At 37.5% G+C, this 22,617-nt stretch carries 20 protein-coding genes; 12 read left to right on the top strand and 8 right to left on the bottom strand.

Going from position 1 to position 22,617, the window contains the following annotated elements:
• Nucleotides 1-10: 10 nt before the first annotated feature.
• Entirely contained in the window at nucleotides 11-136 is a 126-nt protein-coding gene (locus H4J46_RS17195) for a hypothetical protein (RefSeq protein WP_259365735.1), read from the bottom strand.
• A 230-nt stretch (nucleotides 137-366) separates the two neighbouring features.
• Between H4J46_RS17195 and galE the strand changes: the two genes are divergently transcribed.
• Genes galE through H4J46_RS07825 form a run of 5 tightly spaced genes read left to right on the top strand, consistent with a single transcriptional unit; the run spans nucleotide 367 to nucleotide 5,976 of the window.
• Entirely contained in the window at nucleotides 367-1,380 is a 1,014-nt protein-coding gene (gene galE / locus H4J46_RS07845) for a UDP-glucose 4-epimerase GalE (RefSeq protein ID WP_182232975.1), read from the top strand.
• 1 nt (nucleotide 1,381) lies between these two features.
• Nucleotides 1,382-2,437, top strand: coding sequence for a UDP-glucose--hexose-1-phosphate uridylyltransferase (locus H4J46_RS07840; protein WP_182232974.1), 1,056 nt, complete (start codon nucleotides 1,382-1,384; stop codon nucleotides 2,435-2,437).
• Nucleotides 2,427-3,575 (top strand): galactokinase, encoded by a 1,149-nt coding sequence (gene galK, locus H4J46_RS07835; RefSeq protein ID WP_182232973.1) that lies wholly within the window; start codon nucleotides 2,427-2,429, stop codon nucleotides 3,573-3,575. The genes H4J46_RS07840 and galK overlap by 11 nt, the downstream gene beginning before the upstream one ends.
• 46 nt (nucleotides 3,576-3,621) lie before the next feature.
• Nucleotides 3,622-4,608, top strand: coding sequence for a Gfo/Idh/MocA family protein (locus H4J46_RS17505; protein WP_182233024.1), 987 nt, complete (start codon nucleotides 3,622-3,624; stop codon nucleotides 4,606-4,608).
• Nucleotides 4,609-4,635: 27 nt separating this feature from the next.
• Entirely contained in the window at nucleotides 4,636-5,976 is a 1,341-nt protein-coding gene (locus tag H4J46_RS07825) for a dienelactone hydrolase family protein (protein ID WP_182232972.1), read from the top strand.
• Between the two features lie 532 nt (nucleotides 5,977-6,508).
• Here the strand turns inward: H4J46_RS07825 and H4J46_RS07820 are convergent.
• Entirely contained in the window at nucleotides 6,509-7,453 is a 945-nt protein-coding gene (locus tag H4J46_RS07820) for a LysR family transcriptional regulator (RefSeq protein ID WP_182232971.1), read from the bottom strand.
• A gap of 121 nt (nucleotides 7,454-7,574) precedes the next feature.
• Here H4J46_RS07820 and H4J46_RS07815 point away from each other — a divergent pair, with 121 nt between their 5' ends.
• Complete coding sequence (locus H4J46_RS07815; RefSeq protein WP_182232970.1) at nucleotides 7,575-8,600, top strand: zinc-binding alcohol dehydrogenase family protein; 1,026 nt, start codon at nucleotides 7,575-7,577, stop codon at nucleotides 8,598-8,600.
• A gap of 795 nt (nucleotides 8,601-9,395) precedes the next feature.
• Here H4J46_RS07815 and H4J46_RS07810 read toward each other — a convergent pair.
• The 3 genes from H4J46_RS07810 to H4J46_RS07800 form a co-directional block, all read right to left on the bottom strand.
• Entirely contained in the window at nucleotides 9,396-9,803 is a 408-nt protein-coding gene (locus H4J46_RS07810) for an ACT domain-containing protein (RefSeq protein WP_182232969.1), read from the bottom strand.
• A gap of 27 nt (nucleotides 9,804-9,830) precedes the next feature.
• Nucleotides 9,831-10,145 (bottom strand): multidrug efflux SMR transporter, encoded by a 315-nt coding sequence (locus H4J46_RS07805; RefSeq protein WP_182232968.1) that lies wholly within the window; start codon nucleotides 10,143-10,145, stop codon nucleotides 9,831-9,833.
• A gap of 269 nt (nucleotides 10,146-10,414) precedes the next feature.
• Entirely contained in the window at nucleotides 10,415-11,905 is a 1,491-nt protein-coding gene (locus H4J46_RS07800) for a sodium:alanine symporter family protein (RefSeq protein WP_182232967.1), read from the bottom strand.
• A gap of 126 nt (nucleotides 11,906-12,031) precedes the next feature.
• On the opposite strand from H4J46_RS07800, the gene H4J46_RS07795 reads away from it, so the two are divergent.
• From H4J46_RS07795 to dsbB, 6 genes are all read left to right on the top strand, one after another.
• Complete coding sequence (locus tag H4J46_RS07795; protein WP_182232966.1) at nucleotides 12,032-12,475, top strand: Lrp/AsnC family transcriptional regulator; 444 nt, start codon at nucleotides 12,032-12,034, stop codon at nucleotides 12,473-12,475.
• Nucleotides 12,476-12,668: 193 nt separating this feature from the next.
• Nucleotides 12,669-13,682 carry an ornithine cyclodeaminase gene (locus H4J46_RS07790; protein ID WP_182232965.1) on the top strand — a complete coding sequence of 338 codons (1,014 nt, stop codon included), beginning with the start codon at nucleotides 12,669-12,671 and terminating at the stop codon, nucleotides 13,680-13,682.
• Between the two features lie 28 nt (nucleotides 13,683-13,710).
• Entirely contained in the window at nucleotides 13,711-14,634 is a 924-nt protein-coding gene (gene ctlX / locus H4J46_RS07785) for a citrulline utilization hydrolase CtlX (RefSeq protein ID WP_182232964.1), read from the top strand.
• A gap of 107 nt (nucleotides 14,635-14,741) precedes the next feature.
• A complete protein-coding gene (locus H4J46_RS07780; protein WP_182232963.1) occupies nucleotides 14,742-15,629 on the top strand; it encodes a DMT family transporter in 888 nt (295 codons plus the stop codon).
• Between the two features lie 1,283 nt (nucleotides 15,630-16,912).
• Complete coding sequence (gene nhaB / locus H4J46_RS07775; RefSeq protein ID WP_182232962.1) at nucleotides 16,913-18,502, top strand: sodium/proton antiporter NhaB; 1,590 nt, start codon at nucleotides 16,913-16,915, stop codon at nucleotides 18,500-18,502.
• A 121-nt stretch (nucleotides 18,503-18,623) separates the two neighbouring features.
• Entirely contained in the window at nucleotides 18,624-19,142 is a 519-nt protein-coding gene (dsbB, locus tag H4J46_RS07770) for a disulfide bond formation protein DsbB (RefSeq protein ID WP_310650218.1), read from the top strand.
• A gap of 71 nt (nucleotides 19,143-19,213) precedes the next feature.
• On the opposite strand, the gene H4J46_RS07765 is transcribed toward dsbB, so the two are convergent.
• The 3 genes from H4J46_RS07765 to H4J46_RS07755 form a co-directional block, all read right to left on the bottom strand.
• Nucleotides 19,214-20,590: an SLC13 family permease gene (locus tag H4J46_RS07765; protein ID WP_182232960.1), complete on the bottom strand. Its 1,377-nt coding sequence runs from the start codon at nucleotides 20,588-20,590 to the stop codon at nucleotides 19,214-19,216.
• A 118-nt stretch (nucleotides 20,591-20,708) separates the two neighbouring features.
• Nucleotides 20,709-21,728 carry a beta-N-acetylhexosaminidase gene (gene nagZ, locus H4J46_RS07760; protein WP_182232959.1) on the bottom strand — a complete coding sequence of 340 codons (1,020 nt, stop codon included), beginning with the start codon at nucleotides 21,726-21,728 and terminating at the stop codon, nucleotides 20,709-20,711.
• Between the two features lie 200 nt (nucleotides 21,729-21,928).
• The gene (locus H4J46_RS07755) at nucleotides 21,929-22,558 is read right to left on the bottom strand and encodes a TetR/AcrR family transcriptional regulator (protein WP_182232958.1); all 630 of its coding nucleotides are present in this window, start codon (nucleotides 22,556-22,558) and stop codon (nucleotides 21,929-21,931) included.
• Between the last annotated feature and the right edge of the window lie 59 nt (nucleotides 22,559-22,617).

Genomic DNA, 22,617 nt, shown 5'->3' with positions numbered 1-22,617 from the left:
AAGTCCCTACTTAAAAGCGAATACCGCATGGAATATTCATGCGGTATTTATTTTTTGAGATCACTTCAGTGATCGGTATACCAGGTTCAATAACACCACATATTTTTCCATTCGCTGGATATACTTGTCCCTGCAACAAATCCCTAATAATGGCTAAGTATAAAGGCAATAATCAAATCAACTGAAGTACTTTATGCAAGGAAAATGTTATGTACATTAGCTTTAACTACTCTTGTTGTTTTCTCACCAGCTTATCTACACACAGCATAACTGATCAACTGAACAACTGAGAATCCAACAAATAACAGTTGCTATTTACACTATTATTATTTATCTTATAAATAAGATTTATAAGAAACGTTGATAATGAATATATTAGTTACTGGTGGAATGGGTTACATAGGCAGTCATACTTGTTTAGCGTTATATAAAGCAGGTTTTACCCCTATTATTTACGATAATTTGTCGAATTCAAGTATTAAAGTATTGGAGCAGTTAAAAGTTATTGCCAACCATACCTTTGAATTTGTAGAAGGTGATATTAATAATAGGGATAAGCTCGAAGCCACATTAAACGATTACAATATTAAAGCTGTTTTTCATTTCGCGTCTTTAAAAGCTGTTGGCGAGTCAACTGAGCAACCATTACGCTATTACGATAATAATGTATCAGGCACCATCACTCTACTTACTGCGATGCAAAAGTCAGCAGTTAAGCAAATAATATTTAGTTCCTCGGCGACTGTTTATGGCGATCCTCAGTATCTACCTATAGATGAAAAGCACCCAATAACTGCGACAAACCCCTATGGTTGGACAAAAGTTATGGTGGAGCAAATTCTAAATGATTGGTGCCTAGCTAATGAGCAGAACCTTGCCATTGCGCTTAGATATTTCAACCCTGCGGGGGCTCATCCTAGTGGTTTACTCGGCGAAAGCCCTACCGGCATTCCTAATAACTTAATGCCTTATATTTCGCAAACAGCTGTTGGCCAACGTGAATTTGTTAACATTTTTGGAAACGACTATGACACAGAAGATGGTACTGGCGTCCGAGATTACATTCATATTATGGATCTAGCTGAAGGACATGTTGCCGCATTTTCAACACACCAAAAAGATTCAGGATCACTTGTCTATAACTTAGGTACTGGTAAAGGCTACACGGTTTTAGAAATAATCACTGCTTTCTCATCATCAGCAAATGTTGAAATCAATTATAAGTTTGCGCCAAGACGTACTGGTGATATCGCTAGTAATTTTGCTAACGCATCATTAGCACAAGAAAAACTAGGCTGGAAAGCCAAACTAAACATTAAAGCAATGACTGACGATACTTGGCGTTGGCAATCAAAATACCCTAACGGCTTGGAAGATTAATATGAAAAATTTAGAATGTACACATCGTCGCAAAAATCCATTAACCGGAGACTGGGTTTTAGTTTCACCACACAGAAATAATCGTCCCTGGTTAGGCGCTACAGAAGCAGAAGCAGTTGATGAATTACCCAAATACGATGCAAGTTGCCCGCTATGTCCAGGTAATGACAGAGCAAACAATGCAGTAACCCCTAATTATCAAAATACCTATGCTTTTATTAATGACTTTGGTGCATTGACCGAAAAACAAGCTGAGTTCGTTGAAGAAAGTGATGGTCGACATCCCTTATTTCAGGCCAATATTGCCAATGGTGAATGTAGAGTTGTGTGTTTCTCTCCCGATCATAACAAATCACTACCCGAATTAACGGTTGCTGAAATTGAAAAGGTTGTGAATACTTGGCAATCAAACTATGTTGAATTAGCAAAAACTTATGCTTGCGTTAATATATTTGAAAATAAAGGTGCCGTAATGGGTTGCTCTCAACCACATCCACATGGACAAATATGGGCACATCAACATTTATCAACTGAAATAGCACAAGAAGATCAGCAACAACTGACTTATCAGCAAAACCATGGGAAAGCATTATTAGCTGACTATGTAGAACATGAAATTCTACAAAAGGATCGCATAGTAGTTGAAAATGAGCATTGGTTAGTGGTTGTGCCATTTTGGGCGGCTTGGCCTTTTGAAACCTTATTAGTTATTAAAGACGATATTCAACACTTTGGTCAATTAAATGAACAACATAAAAATAGCTTAGCTCAAGCATTGCAAGAATTGACTATACGTTACGACAATGTATTTAATTGCAGTTTCCCCTATTCTATGGGGTGGCACAATGCACCTGAAAACCTTAACGACAATAGCCACTGGCGCTTACACGCCCATTTTTATCCGCCACTATTACGTTCATCAACGGTTAAAAAACACATGGTTGGCTATGAAATGCTAGCAGAGAGTCAACGAGACTTAACGGCTGAAACCGCTGCTAAAATATTACGTTCAGCCAGTACCTCTCACTATAAAAAAGACCAAACTCATGCCAGTTGATTTATTAAATACTAAGTTTGAACAACTTTATAAAAAGCCCGCGGAAGCTTTAGCTACAGCACCGGGACGTGTCAATTTAATAGGTGAATTTACCGATTATAATAACGGTTTTGTTTTACCTTGTGCCTTGGAATTCACGACAAGAATACTTTTTAGAAAACGTGATGATAATCAAGTTATTGTTCACTCGTTACACTACCCTGGGGAATGTGAAAAATTTAGTATTGATGACGAAATCAGCCATGGTGATTCTCAATGGGGTAACTATATTCGCGCCGTGGCGTATGTATTAAAACGTCAAGGCCATCTGTTATCTGGCGTTGATTTACTCATTGATAGTACAGTACCACAAGGCAGTGGCTTATCCTCTTCTGCCGCTTTAGAAGTTGCTGTCGGAGGTGTTTTCAATCATCTATGCCAACTGAATTTGTCAGGTGAAGAGATTGCACTATTAGGCCAAGAAGCTGAAAATGATTTTATGAATTGTCAGTGTGGCATTATGGATCAACTCGTGTCTGCTAACGGACAAAAAGGCCAAGCATTACTCATTGACTGTCAAAGTTTAACAACTGAGTCAGTCGCAATTCCTGAAGATTTATCTATTGTCATCGTTAATTCAAATTATCCTAGGAAATTGGTTGATAGTGAATATAATCAACGTCGAATTGATTGTGAACAAGCCGCAAAAAAAATGTCTATTGCTACTTTACGTGATGCCGACATTAAAAAATTAAATGCTGCTCGTTCTGCAATGTCAAACAATGAGTATAAACGTGCTCATCATGTTATCACTGAAAATTCACGTGTAATTAAGGCAACCCAAGCTTTAAAAAACAATGATATGCCAAGGTTACGAGAGCTGATGACGGCTTCTCATCAATCTTTAAGAGATGATTTTGAAGTAACCGTACCTGAAACTGATGGTTTGGTGGACATATGTCAAAAAGCGTTGGGTGATGAAGGCGCTGTCCGTATGACAGGCGGTGGTTTTGGCGGAGCAATTGTCTGCTTATGTCGCCATTCAGATATCGATAAGATTAAAAATGCCGTAGAGAAACACTATTTTTCTCGCTTTAATATTCAGGCGTCTATCTATGTTGGTAAAGCAGGTGACGGCTTACAAGTGACCGTATTATAAGGTAATTTATATCTTAAAATAAATCTAAAAAGTACTGGGGTAAAATATTAAACAGATTAATTTTGGGGTTATTGGTTGTGGGAGCATTGCTCAATTATTTGTTAAAGGTGTGCAAAGGTTAGCGCATTGCAACCTGCTTGCTGGTGCGTCATGCACCGCAGGACGGGCGGAAGCATTCGCTAAAAAATTTGGCATTGAACGCGCTTACACTAACTATGAAGCTTTAGCCTCTGATCCTGAAATTGATGCCGTTTACATCGCTACCACGCATAATTTTCACTTTGAAAACATTAAACTTTGTTTAGAAAAAGGTAAACATGTACTTTGTGAAAAACCTTTCACTGTCAACGCGCAACAAGCAAAAATACTGGTAGCTTTAGCTAAAAAGCAACAATGTTTCATGATGGAATGTGTCTGGACTCGATTTTTACCGGCCATTAAGCATTTAAACGTTTTGTTAGCACAAGGCGTTATTGGCGATGTGCAAACAGTTAAAGCTAATTTCAGTATTTCTGGAGATTTTTCTCCTGAACATCGATTAAGAAACAAAGATCTTGCCGGTGGAGCTTTGCTCGATTTAGGTATTTACCCATTAACCTTAGCGGCCCTTGTTTTTAATGAACAGCCAACGAAAATAAAGAGCTCTGCAGTGCTAGGGGAAACAGAGGTTGATGAAAGCTCTTTTTATCTACTTGAATATTCACAAGGACAACGAGCAGTGCTGTCCTCCTCTTTTATAGATAATGCGCCGACCGAAGCGATTATATCAGGCAGTAAAGGCTATATCCGATTGCCGAATTTTCTTGCCGCTCAAACATTACAACTGTATATAGGCAACGAAGCGGTTCAAACGTTAGAGTTTCCTTTTGATGAAGATGAAAGTTTTACCTTTGAAATAGCTGACGCCATGCAATGTATTCGCCAAGGTAAAAGCCAAAGTGATACTTTACCACTGGCTAAAACCTTAGCCATGATAACAACCATGGATACCATTCGTGCCCAATGGGGCCTTAAATACGCAAATGAGTCTTAGTAATAAACAAAAAAATATGGAACTATTATGCGAGTTAAAAATAAAAAAACATTAATAATCAGTACGCTACTATGTTGTTATTTACAGTTTCCACATACCGTACTTGCAAATACACCATCAAATACTCAGGTGACGCTAGTACCCGAGCAGCTATATTCACCCTTACCCTCAGATGTTGTTCCTGAACTGGCTTCACTCGGAAAATTTAAGGTCGGTGTTAAAACAATAGAGATCGTTAACCCTGACCAATTCGATGCTGAGACACAAACAACAAAAGATAGAAAATTAGTCGTTGAAGTTTGGTACCCAAGTAATGCGACTAGCACTAGTATTAAAACCAGCTATGAAAATGAAACGCGCACAGGCATTGAGTTTTCGCTACAAGCTAATGCCTATCGAGATGCTGTTGTATTATCGCCAAACGATGACGCTAAATTCCCCTTGGTTGTTATCTCTCACGGCTATACGGGTTATAGCACTATCATGTTTTATTTGGCAGAGCACTTAGCTTCACATGGCTATATTGTTGCCGCTATTGATCATACAGACTCAACTAATGCTGACGTTGATTTTAACATTAATCCAGTATCAGGCTTTTTCAGTACCTTATTAAATCGCTCTCGTGACCAACAATTTACCCTTAACTACCTAACAAAGATGACACACTTTGCTTCTGCCGCTATCAACAATAATAAGGCAGGTCTAGTGGGTTATTCAATGGGTGGTTTTGGTGCTATTAATACGATTGGCGCTTGTTATAACTTTACTCCAGCGACTGCATCGGCATTCACAGGTTTAAAAGATCCCGAGCAAGTACAAAAAGTCATGTCATTATTGAATAGTTGTGCAGGTGGTCAATATAAAAATGCAAGCGTTGACCATAAATGGCAGGCTGTTGTTGCTATGGCTCCATGGGGCGGACAACATAATCTGTTTAAGCAAGAAGCGATGGCTAAAATGAATACTCCAATTTTATATGTTGGTGGATCATTAGATGATATTTCTGGTTATGACGGCATTAAATCACTTTATGAAAAAACAGGCAGTAAAGATAAATATTTACTAACCTATCAAAATGCACGACACAATATAGCGCCTCACCCTGCTCCATCAGTTTCTAAAATAAGTGAAATGGACATCGGCCATTACCATGAGGCCTCTTGGGATAGTTTGGTATTAAACAACACCAATAAGCATTTCACACTCGCTATGATGGACTGTCATTTAAAACAACAATTAGATCAGTGTGAATACCTTGATTTATCTAGCAGTTCGAATCAAGTTGCTGTTGATGGAAAAACACCAAAATCATGGAAAGGATTTGATCACCGTTATTCTACCGGTATGAATTGGCATATGTCTAAATGATTTTATTAGCTGTATCATCAACTTGATTACAATCGCTTATTAAGCGCTTGGTAAATCGTCTTTTATCATCAGCGTTTCGCCGCCATTATTCGACGAAACGCTAGTTAACGAGTTTTAAACTGACGATTTCCAAGTGGTTTCATTCATCATTTCCGCCTCTGATTAAATAACAGAAAGCATGTTTCACGCGCTTCGAAAACAATATAGCTAGCAATAAGAATTGCATGCCCTGACAATTCGTTAGCGAGCAATGGTGGTGCCTGTAGCGTCGAAAGAAAAACGGAAAACATCAATGTTTTTTGGAGGTATTATTCGTATAAAGCAGGCACATTTCCTGAACTAGTTAAGTATGACTTAATTCAGGACTGAAAGACTATAATGAGCCTCCAGGAAACACTAACCTAAACTCTTGACCCGGTACGCTTATCCACTGGCAACCTAACACTTAGTGTTGTGTTGACATTAGTATCGTCCATATTTTTTTGGGTTTCTATATAGTCTAATACAGGTGTAAATATGTTTACACACTACACTAACTCCGCTCATCAACATCTGCCTTAGTTAAAATTTCTTTATCAATAAGTTGACTATATACCTCAGCACATTTGATTTTAAAATGCTCTCTAAGTAATCTAACGGCAGGAGTAATGGTTTGTCTACTTGAGCAAATAAGCCATAACTCAGTCGGGTTAAGGGTAAATTCGGTTAATATTGGAATAATCTTATTTGAAAGCAAATCATTTGACATATCTAAACTAGATTTCGCCGCTATCCCTTTACCGCTCACGCACCATCGTCTAACCAGTTCAGCGTCATTTGACGTACGATTACTTTGCATTTTTACTTTAATGGTTTTACCTTGCTGGGAAAACGCCCAAACATCATGAAGCATGTCATGCAATTGATATAATAGACCATTATGTGTGGCTAAATCATGAGGATGTTTAGGGCAACCATTGTTTTCTAAGTATTCAGGTGTTGCACAAAGTACCCGCGGCACATTACAAATTTTGAAACCATATAAATTAGCATCCGTGGGTGAGCCATAACGTAGCGCGATATCAACCGGGTCACGATAAAAATCGATATTACTATCGCTAATATGAAGTTTTACACTAACCCCGGTATGCGTTTGCATAAATTCATCAAGCCAAGGCAAAATTAAATGCCGACCTAAGTCAGACGGTACTGATATTCTTAACTCACCATCAATAATATCTAAGTCGTCTTTAACATTTTGCTTAGCTTTGTCGAGCATTTGTAATGCTTGTTCACAATGGGGAATGTATCTTTCACCTGCAATAGACAGCCTTAAACGCCGAGTCGTTCGGATAAATAGTTCAACGTCAAGTGCACGTTCAACGCGTTTAATTGCCGCACTGGCCGTGGCTGTACTCATATCTAAGCACGCTGCAGCTGCGGTAATACTGCGAAATTCAGCCACTTTTAAAATAACATTAAGATCTTCTAACAACATAATTGTCAAAAATAATTTGATAAAGATTCAATCATTATGCTGTTTATTTATTATCAAGCAAGCCCTATCATTACTGCCAAGATAACTTAACGATTAATTGAAACATACTCAGGGAAAAAACATGAAAGCAATTGCCTACACTCAATCATTACCTATTAACGACTCAGCCTCTTTAATTGATATTGAACTACCACAGCCAACCGCGTCAGGGGTTGACTTATTAGTAAAAGTCTCATCAATTGCGGTTAATCCTGTCGATTACAAAATACGTCAGAATGCTGCACCTGAAGAAGGTGAATACAAAGTACTCGGCTGGGATGCTGTAGGAGAAGTCGTCGCGATAGGTGAATTAGTTAGCCACTTTACACCCGGTGATAAAGTGTTTTATGCTGGAAATTTAAATCGCCAAGGCAGTAACGCCGAATATCAGTTAGTAGATGAGCGAATCGTTGGTCATAAACCGAAAAGCTTATCTGATAGTGAAGCTGCCGCGTTACCGTTAACAGCCATTACCGCTTGGGAATTATTATTTGAACGTTTAGCCATAAAACAGCAACAACCTGACTCAACAACAAAGTCAAACGAGGTTATTTTAATTGTTGGCGCTGCCGGTGGTGTAGGCTCAATTTTAGTTCAATTAGCGAATAAGCTCACAGGTGCAACCGTTATAGCAACTGCCTCTCGTGAAAGTTCGGCAACGTGGGTGAAAAAATTAGGTGCTGATTATGTTATCGATCATACCAAACCATTAACGACTCAAATTAAACAATTAAATATTGGCCCGGTAACGCACGTTGCCAGTTTAACTCACACAGATTCATACCTAGATAGCTATGTTGAACTGCTAGCGCCTATGGGTAAAATTGCCTTAATTGACGATCCAAAATCCCTTGATGTCAGCAAACTTAAAGTAAAAAGTTTGTCACTACACTGGGAGTTTATGTTTACCCGCTCTATGTTTAAAACCAGTGATATGAGCGAGCAACACCGCTTACTTAATAAAATATCTGACTTGATTGACCAAGGTCATATCCAAACCACAGTGGGTAAAAACTTAGGTACTATTAATGCCAAAAATTTAAGAGCTGCTCATGCAGAGCTTGAATCAGGAAAATCAATCGGAAAAATAGTGTTAGAAGGCTTTTAAAAGTAAATATTTTAAAGACGTTCGCACACTGGTTGGAGGTATTTTATGTTTTCCACATGGTACGTATCCATTACATTGCTTACATGGCTCTCAAATAATCACTCAAGGCGTGAAGTATATTATTAACAGCGATCTTTTGTTTAGCCTATAAACACATCCAATGTTAGCTTCCAGTCAATGTGTTTATAAGCTATGTATACAGACGTTTTAGTCGTTTTGGCAACACTCACCTTTTCTTTAAAACGTGGATTTAGTGCATACTCTCATCTGGTTGGTCTAATTTAATCTGGGAAATAACCAAGCACTAAGACGTTCAAATAGAACGGAAGACAGTATAGTGTATCAATCTCGGCTTCCTTTGCCTTGTTCGACACGAATTTCCATGCGTTAACTGTCAATAATAGCGCCGGCAGGGTCAGTACACTTGATAATTATTATTATTTAAAATCCCCCTCCCCTTAATAGTTGGCTCTTTAAAAACACACTAAGCCAAAGCGCTGTAATAAGGAAAGGAGCCGGTGACATTTAAATTCGGCTAGTGTTATTGGCTAGCCGATGCTTTTGGTAATCTATGGGCGATTATATTACTGCCAATAATAAGGTCTACTTTATGCTTGTTTACAATCCAAAACCTACCCGACAAGCTTATATTTCCGCCGTGTACCATCACTTAAAGTGCTTAGCGTAAACATCACCGGCAGGTTTAGCTAAGCCCTGATATCTAAAAGCCTCAGTTCAAGTTTGATCTTCTACAAAGCAAATTTTACTGATAAACACATAAATAGGCTTAAATTGTTATTGTTCCTGAAGGACAAGTTCATTTAGACAAGCCAATGCTTTTTCGGCATCTTGTGATGCAATAAATATATGATCATGATAATACGCCGCTATAACATTTGCGCTAATATTTGCTTGCGTTAATTTGGTTGCAACAGCAGCCGTTAAACCAACAGCATCAAGGCTAGAATGTACAGTTAACGTGATACATCTAAATGTACCTGAATGTATAATATTAAACTCCTCCGCTTTTTCTTTTTTAACAATAACCGTTAATCCTTCTTTCTCTTGAAATGTACCAATAGGTTCTAACTGGGCTAGCTGTTCATAGCTATTAGTCTCAAGCGTGCCAAAAACATATTCTGTCTCAGCAAGAACGGGAGTCATTGCAGCAATTAGTTTTTTTAGATCGATTTCACCAGACATATTTATTTACTCACTTTGTTGATTATATTAATTAGATATTTTTAAGCAAAGCACGCCAATAAATATTAAGCAAAAACAGAATAATTGTTGAATCGTGATTGGTTGTTCAAAAAAATAATGGTTTATGATAGAAATGGATGATGCTCCAACAGCCAACCAAACAATGTAAGCTGTAGTAATCAGAATTTCTTTTAAAGTAACTGAAAATAACACTAAACTAAGTGCCATTGAGAAAATTGCAAAGATTATATAATAGGGTTTTGTAAAAGATTCGGATTTTTGAAGACCAACTAACCAGCCAGCTTCCAAAGTTCCTGCAATAAATAAGATAAACCAAGACATGTAAGCACTCAATAATATAGAGGTCGTCCTCTGATATAAATAGAGCGGTAAGGTCGTCCTCACATCGAAACTGCTTAAGTTTGATAATAGCCCAACAGATAGTAATAAAAAATAAAACGGGAACATTTAAAGTTTCGTTAGCCGCTTATTACTCACTCATTTTTGTCGATAGAAAGTCTATAGACAAAAATTAAAAAGTGCTGATGGCTTGGTATCACAGATTAAAGATTAAATGCTACTTAAGCATTTAATCTTTAAATGGGGTGATATTATTTTGGGCAGTATGTTTTTTGGTACTGCTTCAAATCAACTTTGACTTGCGGTGCTAAGAAATACAATCCGATGATATTTGCAATGGCCATCGAAAAGAACATTGAATCTGATATGGCAATAACAGCATTTAAACTTACCGAGGCACCTAACGCAGTGCACATACAAAAAACGACCTTATAAAGTAAATCTAATACTTTCGATTCACCCACCAAATATCCCCAAGCAATAGAACCATAGTATGCCCATGAAATCATGGTTGAAATAGCAAACATCAATACGGCAACACTTAGCACATAAGGAAACCACCAAATAACACTGGCAAATGCTCTAGACGTTAACGCAACGCCATCAATACCCTCTGTTGTTTGATAAGCCCCCGTAATAACAATCACTAATGCAGTAATGGTACAGATAACAATGGTATCGATAAAAGGTTCGAGTAACGCCACATACCCCTCTCTAACAGGCTCTTTTGTAGAGGCGGTTGCGTGAGCAATTGAAGCGGCACCAACACCGGCTTCACTTGAAAATGTTGAACGTTTAAAGCCCTGTATCATCACACCAATAATACCACCAACAACACCTGTAGGATTGAATGCACCATTAATAATAAGACTGACCGCATGCGGAATTTCTGTATAGTGATAGGCTAAAACAAAAAGAGCCGCTGACAAATAAAGTCCCGCCATTAAAGGCACAACTTTTTCAGTAACTTTGACTATACTTTTAATACCACCAATAATAACAACACCAATAACAACGGCGAGTATACTACCGAAGAGCCAACCTTTGTCTGCCCAAAAACTGGTTTCATTACCCATAGCAATAACAAATTGCTGAAAGGCTTGGTTTGATTGCAGCATATTGCTGCCACACAATGACGCCACGACACAACACACGGCAAAAAAACTCGCTAATACTTTACCGAGTTTTTTAAAACCCAATTCGGCTAAACCATCTTTAAGGTAATACATAGGTCCGCCATGAACCTGTCCTTGTGCATTTATGCGCCGATATTTCACACCTAAAGTACATTCAAGAAATTTTGTCGACATGCCCATAAAACCAGCGATGATCATCCAAAATGTCGCGCCAGGCCCACCAATTGAAACCGCAATAGCGACACCGGCAATATTACCTAAACCTACAGTACCCGAAAGTGCTGTGGTTAATGCTTGAAAGTGACTGACTTCACCTGGATCATCAGGGTTTGAAAAATCACCACGTATAACCTTGCAAGAATGAGAAAATCCACGAATATTAAGAAAACCAAAATAGAAGGTAAAAATCACAGCAGCAACAATGAGCCACAGAACAATAAGCGGAAACTGAGTACCGGCCACATCAATACTGTAAAAAATGATACCGGTAAATAAATCTGCGACAGGGATAAGTAGCTGATCAATCTTTTGATCGATAGTTAACTCAGCGCCCATTGCACTTAAACTTATAAAAAATGTTGTTATGCCAATTAAGATTTTTTTCATATTATTCTTTTTTTTATTTTTTAATATTGATGAACTTATTGTGCCACAAACATTTGCTTTTAATTAGTTTGTAAATTAACTAATATTGTACAATAAAATGACAATTTGCTAAGGCCTTCTTTCAATATGAGAGAACTTGATAATATCGATAGACAATTAATTAGCATACTTCGAACAGATGCTCGTACCTCTGTGTCCGATTTAGCTAAAAAAATTAATGTTTCCCGAGCAACGGTACAAAATAGATTAACCAAGTTAGAGAAGCGCAATATCATCACAGGTTATACTATATTAGTCTCGACAGAAACTGATGATACAATGTCTTTGGTTCGTGCTCATATGAATATTGAAATAAAGGGCAGTTCAACTAAAAATGTTAAGTTCGCTCTTATGTCAGAGCCTAGTGTTTGTACTATTCATACAACCAATGGTCGATGGGATATGCTTGTTGAGTTGCAAACAAGCTCACTTGAAGAGTTTGATAGGATATTATGTCGAATAAGAGGAATATCCGAAATTTCGGCTTCTGAAACCAGCATTTTACTCTCATCCCATCAAATCAGATCATAGTAAAACATGACTCTTTGAGCGTTATATTTTAATGAATAGTGTAAAATTTACCTGCTCGCCACAATCAAACCTATCAAAATAAAACAAACACATAGCAAACTGCATAGTTAGTTATCAATTTAGTGAAAAGCTTATACTAATAGTTGGCGCTTATCAGGTTCATAATTCCTATTAATTAAACAGAGGAATTATTATGACCATTTTTACTGACGTTAAAACAATCGCTGCACTGACAAAAAAAATAGGCACAGAACATGTCATCGAAAGACTGGTTACTTATTTAGAGTCAGATTTTCTAAGGTGGGCAGAATTTGATAAATCAGCTCGATTGGCTAACCATAGCGAATCGGGCGTTATTGAACTCATGCCAATATCAGATGCTAATCAGTACGCTTTTAAATATGTAAATGGTCATCCAGATAATGGACACAAAAACTTCTCAACTGTGATGGCATTTGGTGTTTTAGCTGATGTAGATACGGGTTATCCTGTACTCTTATCTGAGCTAACGTTAACAACAGCCTTAAGAACAGCGGCAACATCAGTTATGGTAGCTAAAAAGCTTGCTAGAGCTAATTCAACCACCATGGCCTTAATTGGTAACGGCTGTCAAAGTGATTTCCAAGCAATCGCTTTTCATCGCCTTTTAGGCATAACAAAAATAAAATGCTTTGATGTTGACCGTAAGGCAAGTGAAAAATTAGTACGTAACCTCTCATTATACTCTGACTTAGACATCATTATTTGTGACAGTGTAAAAGAAGCCACCTTAGATGCTGATATTATTACCACGGTTACTGCTGATAAAAAACTAGCGACGATAATTACTCTTGACATGATTAAGGCTGGTGTTCATATCAATGGCGTGGGTGGTGATTGCCCAGGAAAAACAGAAATTGATGCACAAATTCTGATTAAAGGCTCAATTTTTGTTGAGTATGCACCGCAATCAAGAATTGAAGGTGACATTCAACAATTGCCTGACGATCACCCTGTTACTGAGTTTTGGCAAGTTATTGCTAACAAGCACCTTGGTAGAACTTCAGATGATGAAATTACCATCTTTGATTCGGTTGGTTTTGCATTAGAAGATTATTCAGCACTGAGATTACTCAAGGATCTCATCGTGGAACATAAAATTGGCGAAACTATTGAGTTAGTGCCTGAGCTTACAGATCAAAAAAATCTCTTCGAATTACTGAACTAGTTATTATTCCCAGCTTAAGGACACCTTAATGAAAAACGCTAATCAATCACCCTCTGCTGTTGTTATGATCCGTCCGCACCATTTTATAGCGAATCCAGAAACCGCAGCGGATAATGTATTTCAACAGACAAGTCTTAATGTGTCAGCTGAATATATTACAGCCGAAGCAGGAAAAGAGGTTCAAAAAACGATTGAAATATTGAGATCACATGGTGTTACCGTACATGCTTTTGATGATTTTACAAAAGACACGCCAGATTCTGTTTTTCCAAACAATTGGTTTACAACTCATGAAGATGGCACTATTGGCATTTTTCCCATGTATTGTGAGAATCGTCGCAAAGAAAAGAATCCAGAAATTATAAAAATATTATCAAAAGAATACCAAGTCAATAAAGTTATCGATTATTCTATGCTAGAAGAACAGCATCTTTTTCTAGAAGGCACTGGCTCTATGGTGTTAGACCACTCAAATAGATATGCTTATGCCGTTATTTCAAATCGAATGAGTGAACGTGTGCTGAATCAATTTTGTAAAGACTTTGATTATCAGCCTGTACCCTTTACGGCCACAGATGATGATAATGTAGCCATATACCATACCAATGTTTTAATGAGTATGGCGACTGACTTTGTACTCATTGGATTAGATTGTGTTAAAAATTTAGTAGAGCGCACAAATTTAATCGAACGTTTTCAAAAAAGTGATAAAGAAATTATTGAACTAACCTATCAGCAAATATGCAACTTTGCCGGTAATGCATTAGAGCTTTCAACACCTAATGGTAATATTTTAGCTATGTCTACAACAGCCTATAATTCGTTGACTGCAAGCCAGGTATTGATGATTGAAAGTTACGTTCAGATTGTCCCTATTGATGTACCTACAATAGAACTCGCTGGCGGTTCTATTCGCTGTATGTTGGCTGGTATTCATTTATCTAAAAAATAAAAGCCATACGCTCACTTTCACGGTGCAGCTACTTAACCAATAGATTAAACAGCTGTATCGTGCTTTTTATTTATTAAACAAGCATAAAATAATATTTAGGAATTTTTTTGGACATTTGGATTTACTTCACTTTATTAGCGGCACTTATGCAAGCCATTCGCACCGCTGGACAAAAGCAACTTTCAAGCCACCTAAATGCCATGGCAAATACCGGTGTACGCTACTTATATGCGCTACCTTTTGCTTGGTTATATCTATGGTGGATACTTGAATATCGCCAGCTAGAGATGCCAACAATTAATCCAAACTTCCTAAAATATGCACTGATCGCTTGTTTTGCCCAAATCATTGGCACAGTTTGCTTAGTTATTGCTTTTAAATATCGTAATTTTTCCGTCGCTTCTAGTTTAGCAAAAACAGAGGCTATTCTAGTTGCTGTTGTTGGCGCCTTACTCTTTTCAACCAATTTAACTTACTTAGGTTGGTTTTCTGTTGCTGTTGGGGTTGTCGGTATTTTACTCGTGTCAAAAGTAAAATTTACTTTTAACGATGTATTTCGTAACCCGGGTGCTGGGTTTGGCCTTGCTGCTGGCTTAGGTTTAGCCATAACAACATTGCTGATAAGACAATCAAGTTTAGCATTAGAAACCGATTTACTACTCAGTGCTGCGGTCACCTTAGTATTTATGATCACGGTTCAATCAGTTATATCTTTTGTTTATGTCTATTTTCAAGACAAAAATCAATTAGGGTTAATGGTCAAGTATTGGCGTATTTGTTTGTTTGTTGGCGTAACTAGCGTAATAGGCTCTATCGGTTGGTTTACCGCAGCAAGCTTTCAAAATGCTGCCTATGTCAAAGCATTAGGGCAGGTTGAGTTTTTCATCACCTTGTTTATTACCTATAGAATATTTAAAGAAAAAATATCCTTAGTAGAGTTTTTGGGCATGCTTTTGATCATTACCAGCGTAGTGATTTTATTACTCTGGGCATAGTAATAAATTCTTCTGGTCGAACAATAAAATTATGTTTTACCTGATTATTTCAACTTAATTTTTAATTGCTAGCCACACACCAAATATAGCTATGCCATATTATAATTGGTGTGCCTTATTTTTTAAGCGATTCTAATAATAGGTTAATCAGCAAACTGCCATTGACTTATGGCAATAATGGCAAAAGATTCAGTGGGTTGTTGAAGTTTTATTTACTGTTTATTTTGATTTCCTACTGAAGTTAACAAGGCATTGATTTGTTGTGCAACGGTTAAACGAATACTAGTACTTAATAACGATATAGCGCGGTCAATTTAGCTGATAAAAAACATTAAGCCAGTCATTTTCCGCCTCGCAAGTTCTAAACGTTGGCATAGCTGTTCTTAACAAAAAACAGCAAATGCTTGATAGCAAATATATATGATGAAAATAAAATAAAAATATTGATATAAAATTTTTTATTAACTCATTGATTTATATTTTAAGCATAACACCTCATTTAATAAGTTAAGTTCTGTCGGCTAAAGTGGAGTGAACAGCCATTTCAGAATATAATCAAGTAAATGAATTAGTAGATAAAGCCGTTCAAAAATCAGCCTAATAACAGCACTTTTTCTATAACAACTAAATAGTTAAATTAACTTTAAAGCTATTTACCTATTGCGTTCTACGTTAGATAAAACAACGAAGGCCCACTATAATTAATAGTCACGTTATCAAAGGTTCAGTCGTAGTTTAATGGCTATAGCATGTATCAAATAATATAATTTAAATCATACTACTTAGACTATATTATTTAAATTATAAAGCTAAGCAGAATCAAAATAGCTTTAAAGCTTAGTAGTCACTAATGAAGATTATTTTTAACTTAAATGCAACATCATAAAAAGCTATTTTAGTAAAATATTTGATAACTGTGATTGCAATATATATCAAACGCTTAACTTCATTGGTGCTAGTCATAAATACATATCTCACCTAAAGCTGCTGAGTTAAATTCACCTTAGCTTTATCGCTATTTTTGAAATATTCTACAATCAAAAAATTTGCTTTTACCTGCTGATTTTACCATTTTTTAAAGCTTGCTTCTTGATGCAAAAATTACATTTATTGTCCTAACAGTCCTTTTCAATAGTCAACAAGCTTGATCTGACTTATTTACAATAGTTACATTAACGCTTAAACTCTTAAATTCTTAAATTTATAAAAATAATTACAAAAAAATAATTACAAAAATGTTTAAGTTACACTAACCCTAGCTCTTAATTTTCAAAAGGTTCATCATGCAGCAATCATTCATGAATGCGTTTTATAAAAACTTTCTTGGCAATTCGCCAGAATGGTACAAAATCGCAATAATTACATTTTTAGTAATCAACCCATTACTATTTTTCGTTGTCGACCCCTACATTGCCGGTTGGGCATTGGTTATTGAGTTTATATTTACTCTAGCAATGGCACTAAAATGTTACCCTTTACAACCCGGTGGCTTACTCGCTATTGAAGCAGTTGCCATAGGTATGACAAGTCCAAATCAAGTCATGCATGAGATGATTTTAAACTTTGAAGTGATCTTATTATTAATCTTTATGGTTGCCGGCATTTACTTTATGAAAGGCTTGTTACTATTTTTATTCACTAAAATAGTCACTAAAGTTCGTTCCAAAGTGATGGTGTCTCTACTGTTTTGTTTCTCTGGGGCCTTTTTGTCGGCCTTCTTAGATGCGCTTACCGTAATTGCCGTAATTATAAGTGTCGCTATTGGTTTTTACTCTGTTTATCACAAGGTTGCTTCAGGTAAAGATATTAAAGTTGACCACGATCATACCAGTGACCATGAATTAGCTGAATACTCACGTGCTGATTTAGAGCAGTTTCGCGGCTACTTACGTAATTTAATGATGCATGCTGGTGTGGGTACCGCTTTAGGTGGTGTATGTACCATAGTTGGTGAGCCACAGAACTTAGTTATTGGGCAACAAGCTGGCTGGGAATTCATTGAATTTGCTATTCGTATGTCACCCGTAACTATTCCAGTATTTTTTGCTGGTATGATAACCTGTGTACTTTTAGAGAAAGTAAAATGGTTTGGGTACGGCGTTGCTTTACCAGAAAATGTTTACAATGTTTTGAACGACTATGATATTGCAGAAAGTAAAAAGCGTAATAAGCTTGATAATGCAAAACTGATTATTCAAGGGGCGATTGCCGTTTGGTTAATTGTTGGTCTGGCATTACATTTAGCACCAGTTGGTATAATTGGCTTATCTGTCATCATTCTAGCCACTGCATTTACGGGTATTACCGAAGAGCATCAAATTGGCCATGCCTTTGAAGAAGCGCTACCTTTTACTGCTTTGTTAGCCGTGTTCTTCGCGATAGTTGCTGTTATTGTCGATCAGGGCTTATTTACGCCTGTTATTACTTGGGTGTTAACCTTTGAAGGTAACATGCAGCTTGTTATGTTCTACCTGGCAAATGGCTTACTTTCTATGGTGAGTGATAATGTGTTCGTTGGTACGGTTTACATTACAGAGATTCAAAAAGCACTAATGGCTGGCCAAATTACCCGCGACCAGTTTGATTTATTAGCGGTGGCAATTAACACAGGTACAAACTTACCCAGTGTGGCAACACCGAATGGACAAGCAGCGTTCTTGTTCTTATTAACCTCAGCACTAGCACCATTAATTCGTTTATCTTATGGTCGCATGGTTATTATGGCGTTCCCTTATACGATAGTGTTAACTATTGTTGGTTTACTGGCTATCTCAACTGGACAGTTAACGAAATACACCCAGTATTTTTATGACGAAAATATTATTCAGCATCACAGTGAAAATTCTGAAACTAGTGCCCCTGGTGGCCACTAACAAGTTTTGTTCAAGTTATAAGCTGATATAAAATTTAACAAAAGCGCCCTTGTGGCGCTTTTTTATTATTGTTAGCATATGTAGCAATATTACTTAAATGATTAATCATGGGCGACATGTCGTGAATTTCTTAAGCCAATTATCTTTAAATCAACGAGCTTGGCAATTGCTCGCTGTTAGTGCCTTATGTTTTGAATTAATCGCACTCTACTTTCAATATGTGATGGGGCTTGAACCCTGCATTATGTGCATTTATCAGCGCACCGCGATCTGGGGGATATTTTTAGCAGGTGTTGTTGGGGCTTTAGGTTGTCAATTTGTATTAATACGTATTGCCGCTTATGGTTTATGGGCTACTGGGGCTATTTGGGGATTCATCATTGCTTTAGAACATATCGACATGCAATCATCAACCATGTCGTTTTTATTTAGTTGCGAGTTTATACCAAACTTCCCAACTTGGGCGCCACTTCATCTATGGTTACCAGCCTTGTTTGAAGCGACAGGCGACTGTGGTGATATTAACTGGCAGTTCTTAGGCTTTACCATGCCACAAGTTATGCTAGTTATATTTGGTATTTATAGTGCTGTGTTTGCTATTATTTTATTAGCACGTTTGCAAAAAGAGAAAATGTTTTAACCGTTTTTTATCATACTCGCGTTATAACCCAAGGTCATAACGCGAGTATTTAAATTTGACGTTAAAAGCTATTAGAGCAATAACAAGTAACAAGTAATACCCACTAAGCAAGAAATAATAAAACTGAGCACGGCCCCTTCTTTTACCATCTCTTTAATTTGTATTTCACCGGTTCCATAAGCGATCGCATTAGGCGCTGTTGCCACAGGTAGCATAAACGCACAACTGGCACATATCGCAGCAGGTATCATTAACACTTTAGGATCATAACCAGAGGCAATAGCCGCCGCTGCTAAAATGGGCATCAGTAATGTGGCAGTTGCTGTGTTACTGGTTATTTCTGTTAGATAAGTTACCACCAAACAAATAGTAACAATCATGATAATTGCCGGTAAGTGAGCAAATGACGCTAACCACTCACCCAACAAATCACTTAAACCTGAAGCAACAAAACCTTTAGCTAAAGCAATACCGCCAGCAAATAGCAATAACATGCCCCAAGGAATAGTTTTAGCGCTGTCCCAATCGAGTAAGCGTGAGCCTTTACCATTGGGCACAATAAACATCAACACCACAGCAAATAAAGCAACAGTACTATCACCTGCTATCTCAATATCTAAGGCTCCACTCCAACCACCAAAAGGTTCTTTACGTGTAATCCATGCTAATGCAGTTAAACCAAAAACCCACAAAGTGCGTATTTCTTCCGCGCGCCATGGCCCTAATACGGGTAAGTGTACCGTTTGTTCAAGTTTGACATTTCTGGTGAGCCAAAAGGCCATAATTGGAATAGCAAGTACCACAATAGGTACACCAATCTTCATCCATTCTAAAAAGCCAAATTCAATGCCTGTTTGTTCTTCATAAATGCCCATAAAGATCACATTAGGCGGCGTTCCAATCGGGGTCGCAACACCACCCACACTTGCTGCATAGGCAATACCAAGAATCAGCGCTACTTTAAGATTTTGATTATCAATATGTTTTAGAATAGCCAAAGCAATAGGTAACATAATTAAGGTTGTGGCAGTGTTGGATATCCACATACTTAATAGTGCACTCGCTAACATAAAGCCAAAGACCATTCGCCTGCCGCTATTAACCCCCACCAAGCGCACCATGTAAACCGCTAACCGTTCATGTGCGCCACTTTTTTCAATGGCTTTTGACAGCATAAAAGCACCCATTAAGAGCAAAATTACATGGCTACCTAAGGCAGATGCCACCACTTTATGATCGACAATGCCAAATAGGGGCAGCAAGGCAAAAGGCACTAATGACGTGGCAGGTATAGGCAGTGCTTCGGTCACCCACCAAATAACCGTTAAAAGCGTAATAGCTGCAGCGATAGAGGCTTTACTGTCTAAGCCAATAGCTAGCAAGGTAAAATGAAATATTACCGCTAAAACAGGGGCTAACGGGATGAATAACTGTTTAGTGATTTTCATAAATTTATCCAATATTTTTATTATTATATTTTTATTATTATATTTTTATTTTGTTAATATTCTTGATTATTTAAGTTTATTGATTTGTAATTTGAACAGCTGCGATCTCAGCTAAAAATCAACGATATTGCTTAAGGTATTCGCTCGCTTGTTGCCAGACTACATTTTCTTTAAGCCTTGACCAATTAGTATTTTTATCTGGCGTTTTCAGCAGCTTATTAAGCCTTTCACTGCCCACTAACGATGTTGAAACATTGGCACTATCAAGCACCTCTACACAGCCATCACGGTTGTTGCATAACAAAAGCATATCGCAACCTGCTGCTTGTGCTGCCTCAGCGCGTTCAATATAACCACCGATACTTGCTGCGCCTTGCATGGATAAATCGTCACTAAAAATCACGCCATTAAAACCGAGTTGTTCACGTAAAATGTTTTGTAGCCAATAGCGAGAAAAACCCACGGCTTGAGGGGCAACATTGGGGAAAATAATATGTGCAGGCATCAAGGCATCCACTTTTTCTTTGCTGATAAGTTGCTTAAATGGCATTAAGTCTTGTTGAAAAATCTCAGCGCTTGTACGTGAATCAATGGGTAAATCAATATGAGAGTCAGCTTTAACACTGCCATGACCCGGAAAATGCTTACCGGTTGCTTTCATACCCACTAGATGTAAGCCACTAATAAATGCCTCAGCTAATTCAGTGACGTAATCGGGGTGTTGATGAAAGGCTCTATCACCAATAACGTCGCTAATGTTATTAATATCTAATACTGGCGCAAAACTGATATCTATACCGACCGCTTGCACTTCCAATGCCATCAGGATCGCACTTTGTTTAGCGAGTTCTTTTGCTAAGGCGAGGTTTTGTTCTGACATTTGCCATAACTTACCCATCGCCGGGATTAAAGAAAAGCCCTCTCGAAAGCGTTGTACACGACCACCCTCATGATCAACCGCTAATAACATAGGCTTTTTGGCTGCCATACGGATTTGCTGACTTAAGTCAGCCATTTGTTCTGGTGATTGATAATTTCGAGTAAAAAAGATTAATCCACCGATCAGTGGATGTTGAAGTATTTCTTTATCTTCTTGAGACAATGATGTGCCTTGCACATCAAACATGACTGGACCCATAACAACACTTTACAATATTAAGATATTGCTACTCTACCTAATTAGCACGCATAAACAAAGATGCTGGCGCTATTTACCAGTCATAACCTGAAAATTGTAGCGTTTTTGAACGCTATTAAATAATAAGCATGCTAAGGATCCTGTAAAAGAATCTGTGTAATCTTTATCTTATATTTTAGCTCACTCAGCTCGAGCCCAAGTTAACGTTTCAAGGGCATAGGTGCCCCAACACCGGCCGCAACATAAGGAATAACATTACGAATAACATCTGAAATTTGCAGTTCACGGTCGAAATCACTTTTAGCAATAGCAATCAAAGCGTCACTTGAAGACATGGTAAAAACCACTGTGCCCATAGTAAAATGTAAACGCCAAAACATCTCTTCAGCACTTAGCTCTGGGTATGATTTTTGTACCGCTAAAACAAAATTATCAATAACACCTGGGTATTGAGTGGTTAAAAACCAGCGTAAAAAGCCTTGGCTGTCAGTATAACCTCGGCCTAAAAGCTGCAAGAAATTACTGGTACCATTGTCTTTAAACTTGTTTAAGGATAATAGCGGATCGATAAAAGCAGAAAAGACGTCAATTAGGCTAGGTGATTCTATTTCACAGACTTGTCTTAAAGCACCTTCTAAACGCGGTGATAACTCATTCATGTAACGAGACATAACCGCTTTAATTAATTCTTTCTTCGAGCCAAAATGATAATTAACCGCAGCTAAGTTCACATCGGCTTGACCGGTTATTTCACGTAGAGAGGTACCATTAAAACCCTTATTTGCAAACAAACTTTCTGCTGCATCTAATATTTTATTCTTCGTGCTCATAGTTAAATAACGCCGTAGTTCTAGTGTAATCAACAAATTAATACAAGTAGTTTAAACAA

The organism is Colwellia sp. MB02u-6 (assembly GCF_014077095.1).
Taxonomy (GTDB): domain Bacteria; phylum Pseudomonadota; class Gammaproteobacteria; order Enterobacterales; family Alteromonadaceae; genus Cognaticolwellia.
Note: the sequence above shows the minus strand (reverse complement) of the source record. Positions and strands in the feature narration are given on the sequence as shown.

What these genes read in the sequence shown, in the direction of transcription:
- galE (WP_182232975.1), top strand. Translation starts at nt 367, where the DNA reads ATGAATATATTAGTTACTGGTGGAATGGGTTACATAGGCAGTCATACT.
- H4J46_RS07840 (WP_182232974.1), top strand. Translation starts at nt 1,382, where the DNA reads ATGAAAAATTTAGAATGTACACATCGTCGCAAAAATCCATTAACCGGA.
- galK (WP_182232973.1), top strand. Translation starts at nt 2,427, where the DNA reads ATGCCAGTTGATTTATTAAATACTAAGTTTGAACAACTTTATAAAAAG.
- H4J46_RS07825 (WP_182232972.1), top strand. Translation starts at nt 4,636, where the DNA reads ATGCGAGTTAAAAATAAAAAAACATTAATAATCAGTACGCTACTATGT.
- H4J46_RS07820 (WP_182232971.1), bottom strand. Translation starts at nt 7,453, where the DNA reads ATGTTGTTAGAAGATCTTAATGTTATTTTAAAAGTGGCTGAATTTCGC.
- H4J46_RS07815 (WP_182232970.1), top strand. Translation starts at nt 7,575, where the DNA reads ATGAAAGCAATTGCCTACACTCAATCATTACCTATTAACGACTCAGCC.
- H4J46_RS07810 (WP_182232969.1), bottom strand. Translation starts at nt 9,803, where the DNA reads ATGTCTGGTGAAATCGATCTAAAAAAACTAATTGCTGCAATGACTCCC.
- H4J46_RS07805 (WP_182232968.1), bottom strand. Translation starts at nt 10,145, where the DNA reads ATGTCTTGGTTTATCTTATTTATTGCAGGAACTTTGGAAGCTGGCTGG.
- H4J46_RS07800 (WP_182232967.1), bottom strand. Translation starts at nt 11,905, where the DNA reads ATGAAAAAAATCTTAATTGGCATAACAACATTTTTTATAAGTTTAAGT.
- H4J46_RS07795 (WP_182232966.1), top strand. Translation starts at nt 12,032, where the DNA reads ATGAGAGAACTTGATAATATCGATAGACAATTAATTAGCATACTTCGA.
- H4J46_RS07790 (WP_182232965.1), top strand. Translation starts at nt 12,669, where the DNA reads ATGACCATTTTTACTGACGTTAAAACAATCGCTGCACTGACAAAAAAA.
- ctlX (WP_182232964.1), top strand. Translation starts at nt 13,711, where the DNA reads ATGAAAAACGCTAATCAATCACCCTCTGCTGTTGTTATGATCCGTCCG.
- nhaB (WP_182232962.1), top strand. Translation starts at nt 16,913, where the DNA reads ATGCAGCAATCATTCATGAATGCGTTTTATAAAAACTTTCTTGGCAAT.
- H4J46_RS07765 (WP_182232960.1), bottom strand. Translation starts at nt 20,590, where the DNA reads ATGAAAATCACTAAACAGTTATTCATCCCGTTAGCCCCTGTTTTAGCG.
- nagZ (WP_182232959.1), bottom strand. Translation starts at nt 21,728, where the DNA reads ATGGGTCCAGTCATGTTTGATGTGCAAGGCACATCATTGTCTCAAGAA.
- H4J46_RS07755 (WP_182232958.1), bottom strand. Translation starts at nt 22,558, where the DNA reads ATGAGCACGAAGAATAAAATATTAGATGCAGCAGAAAGTTTGTTTGCA.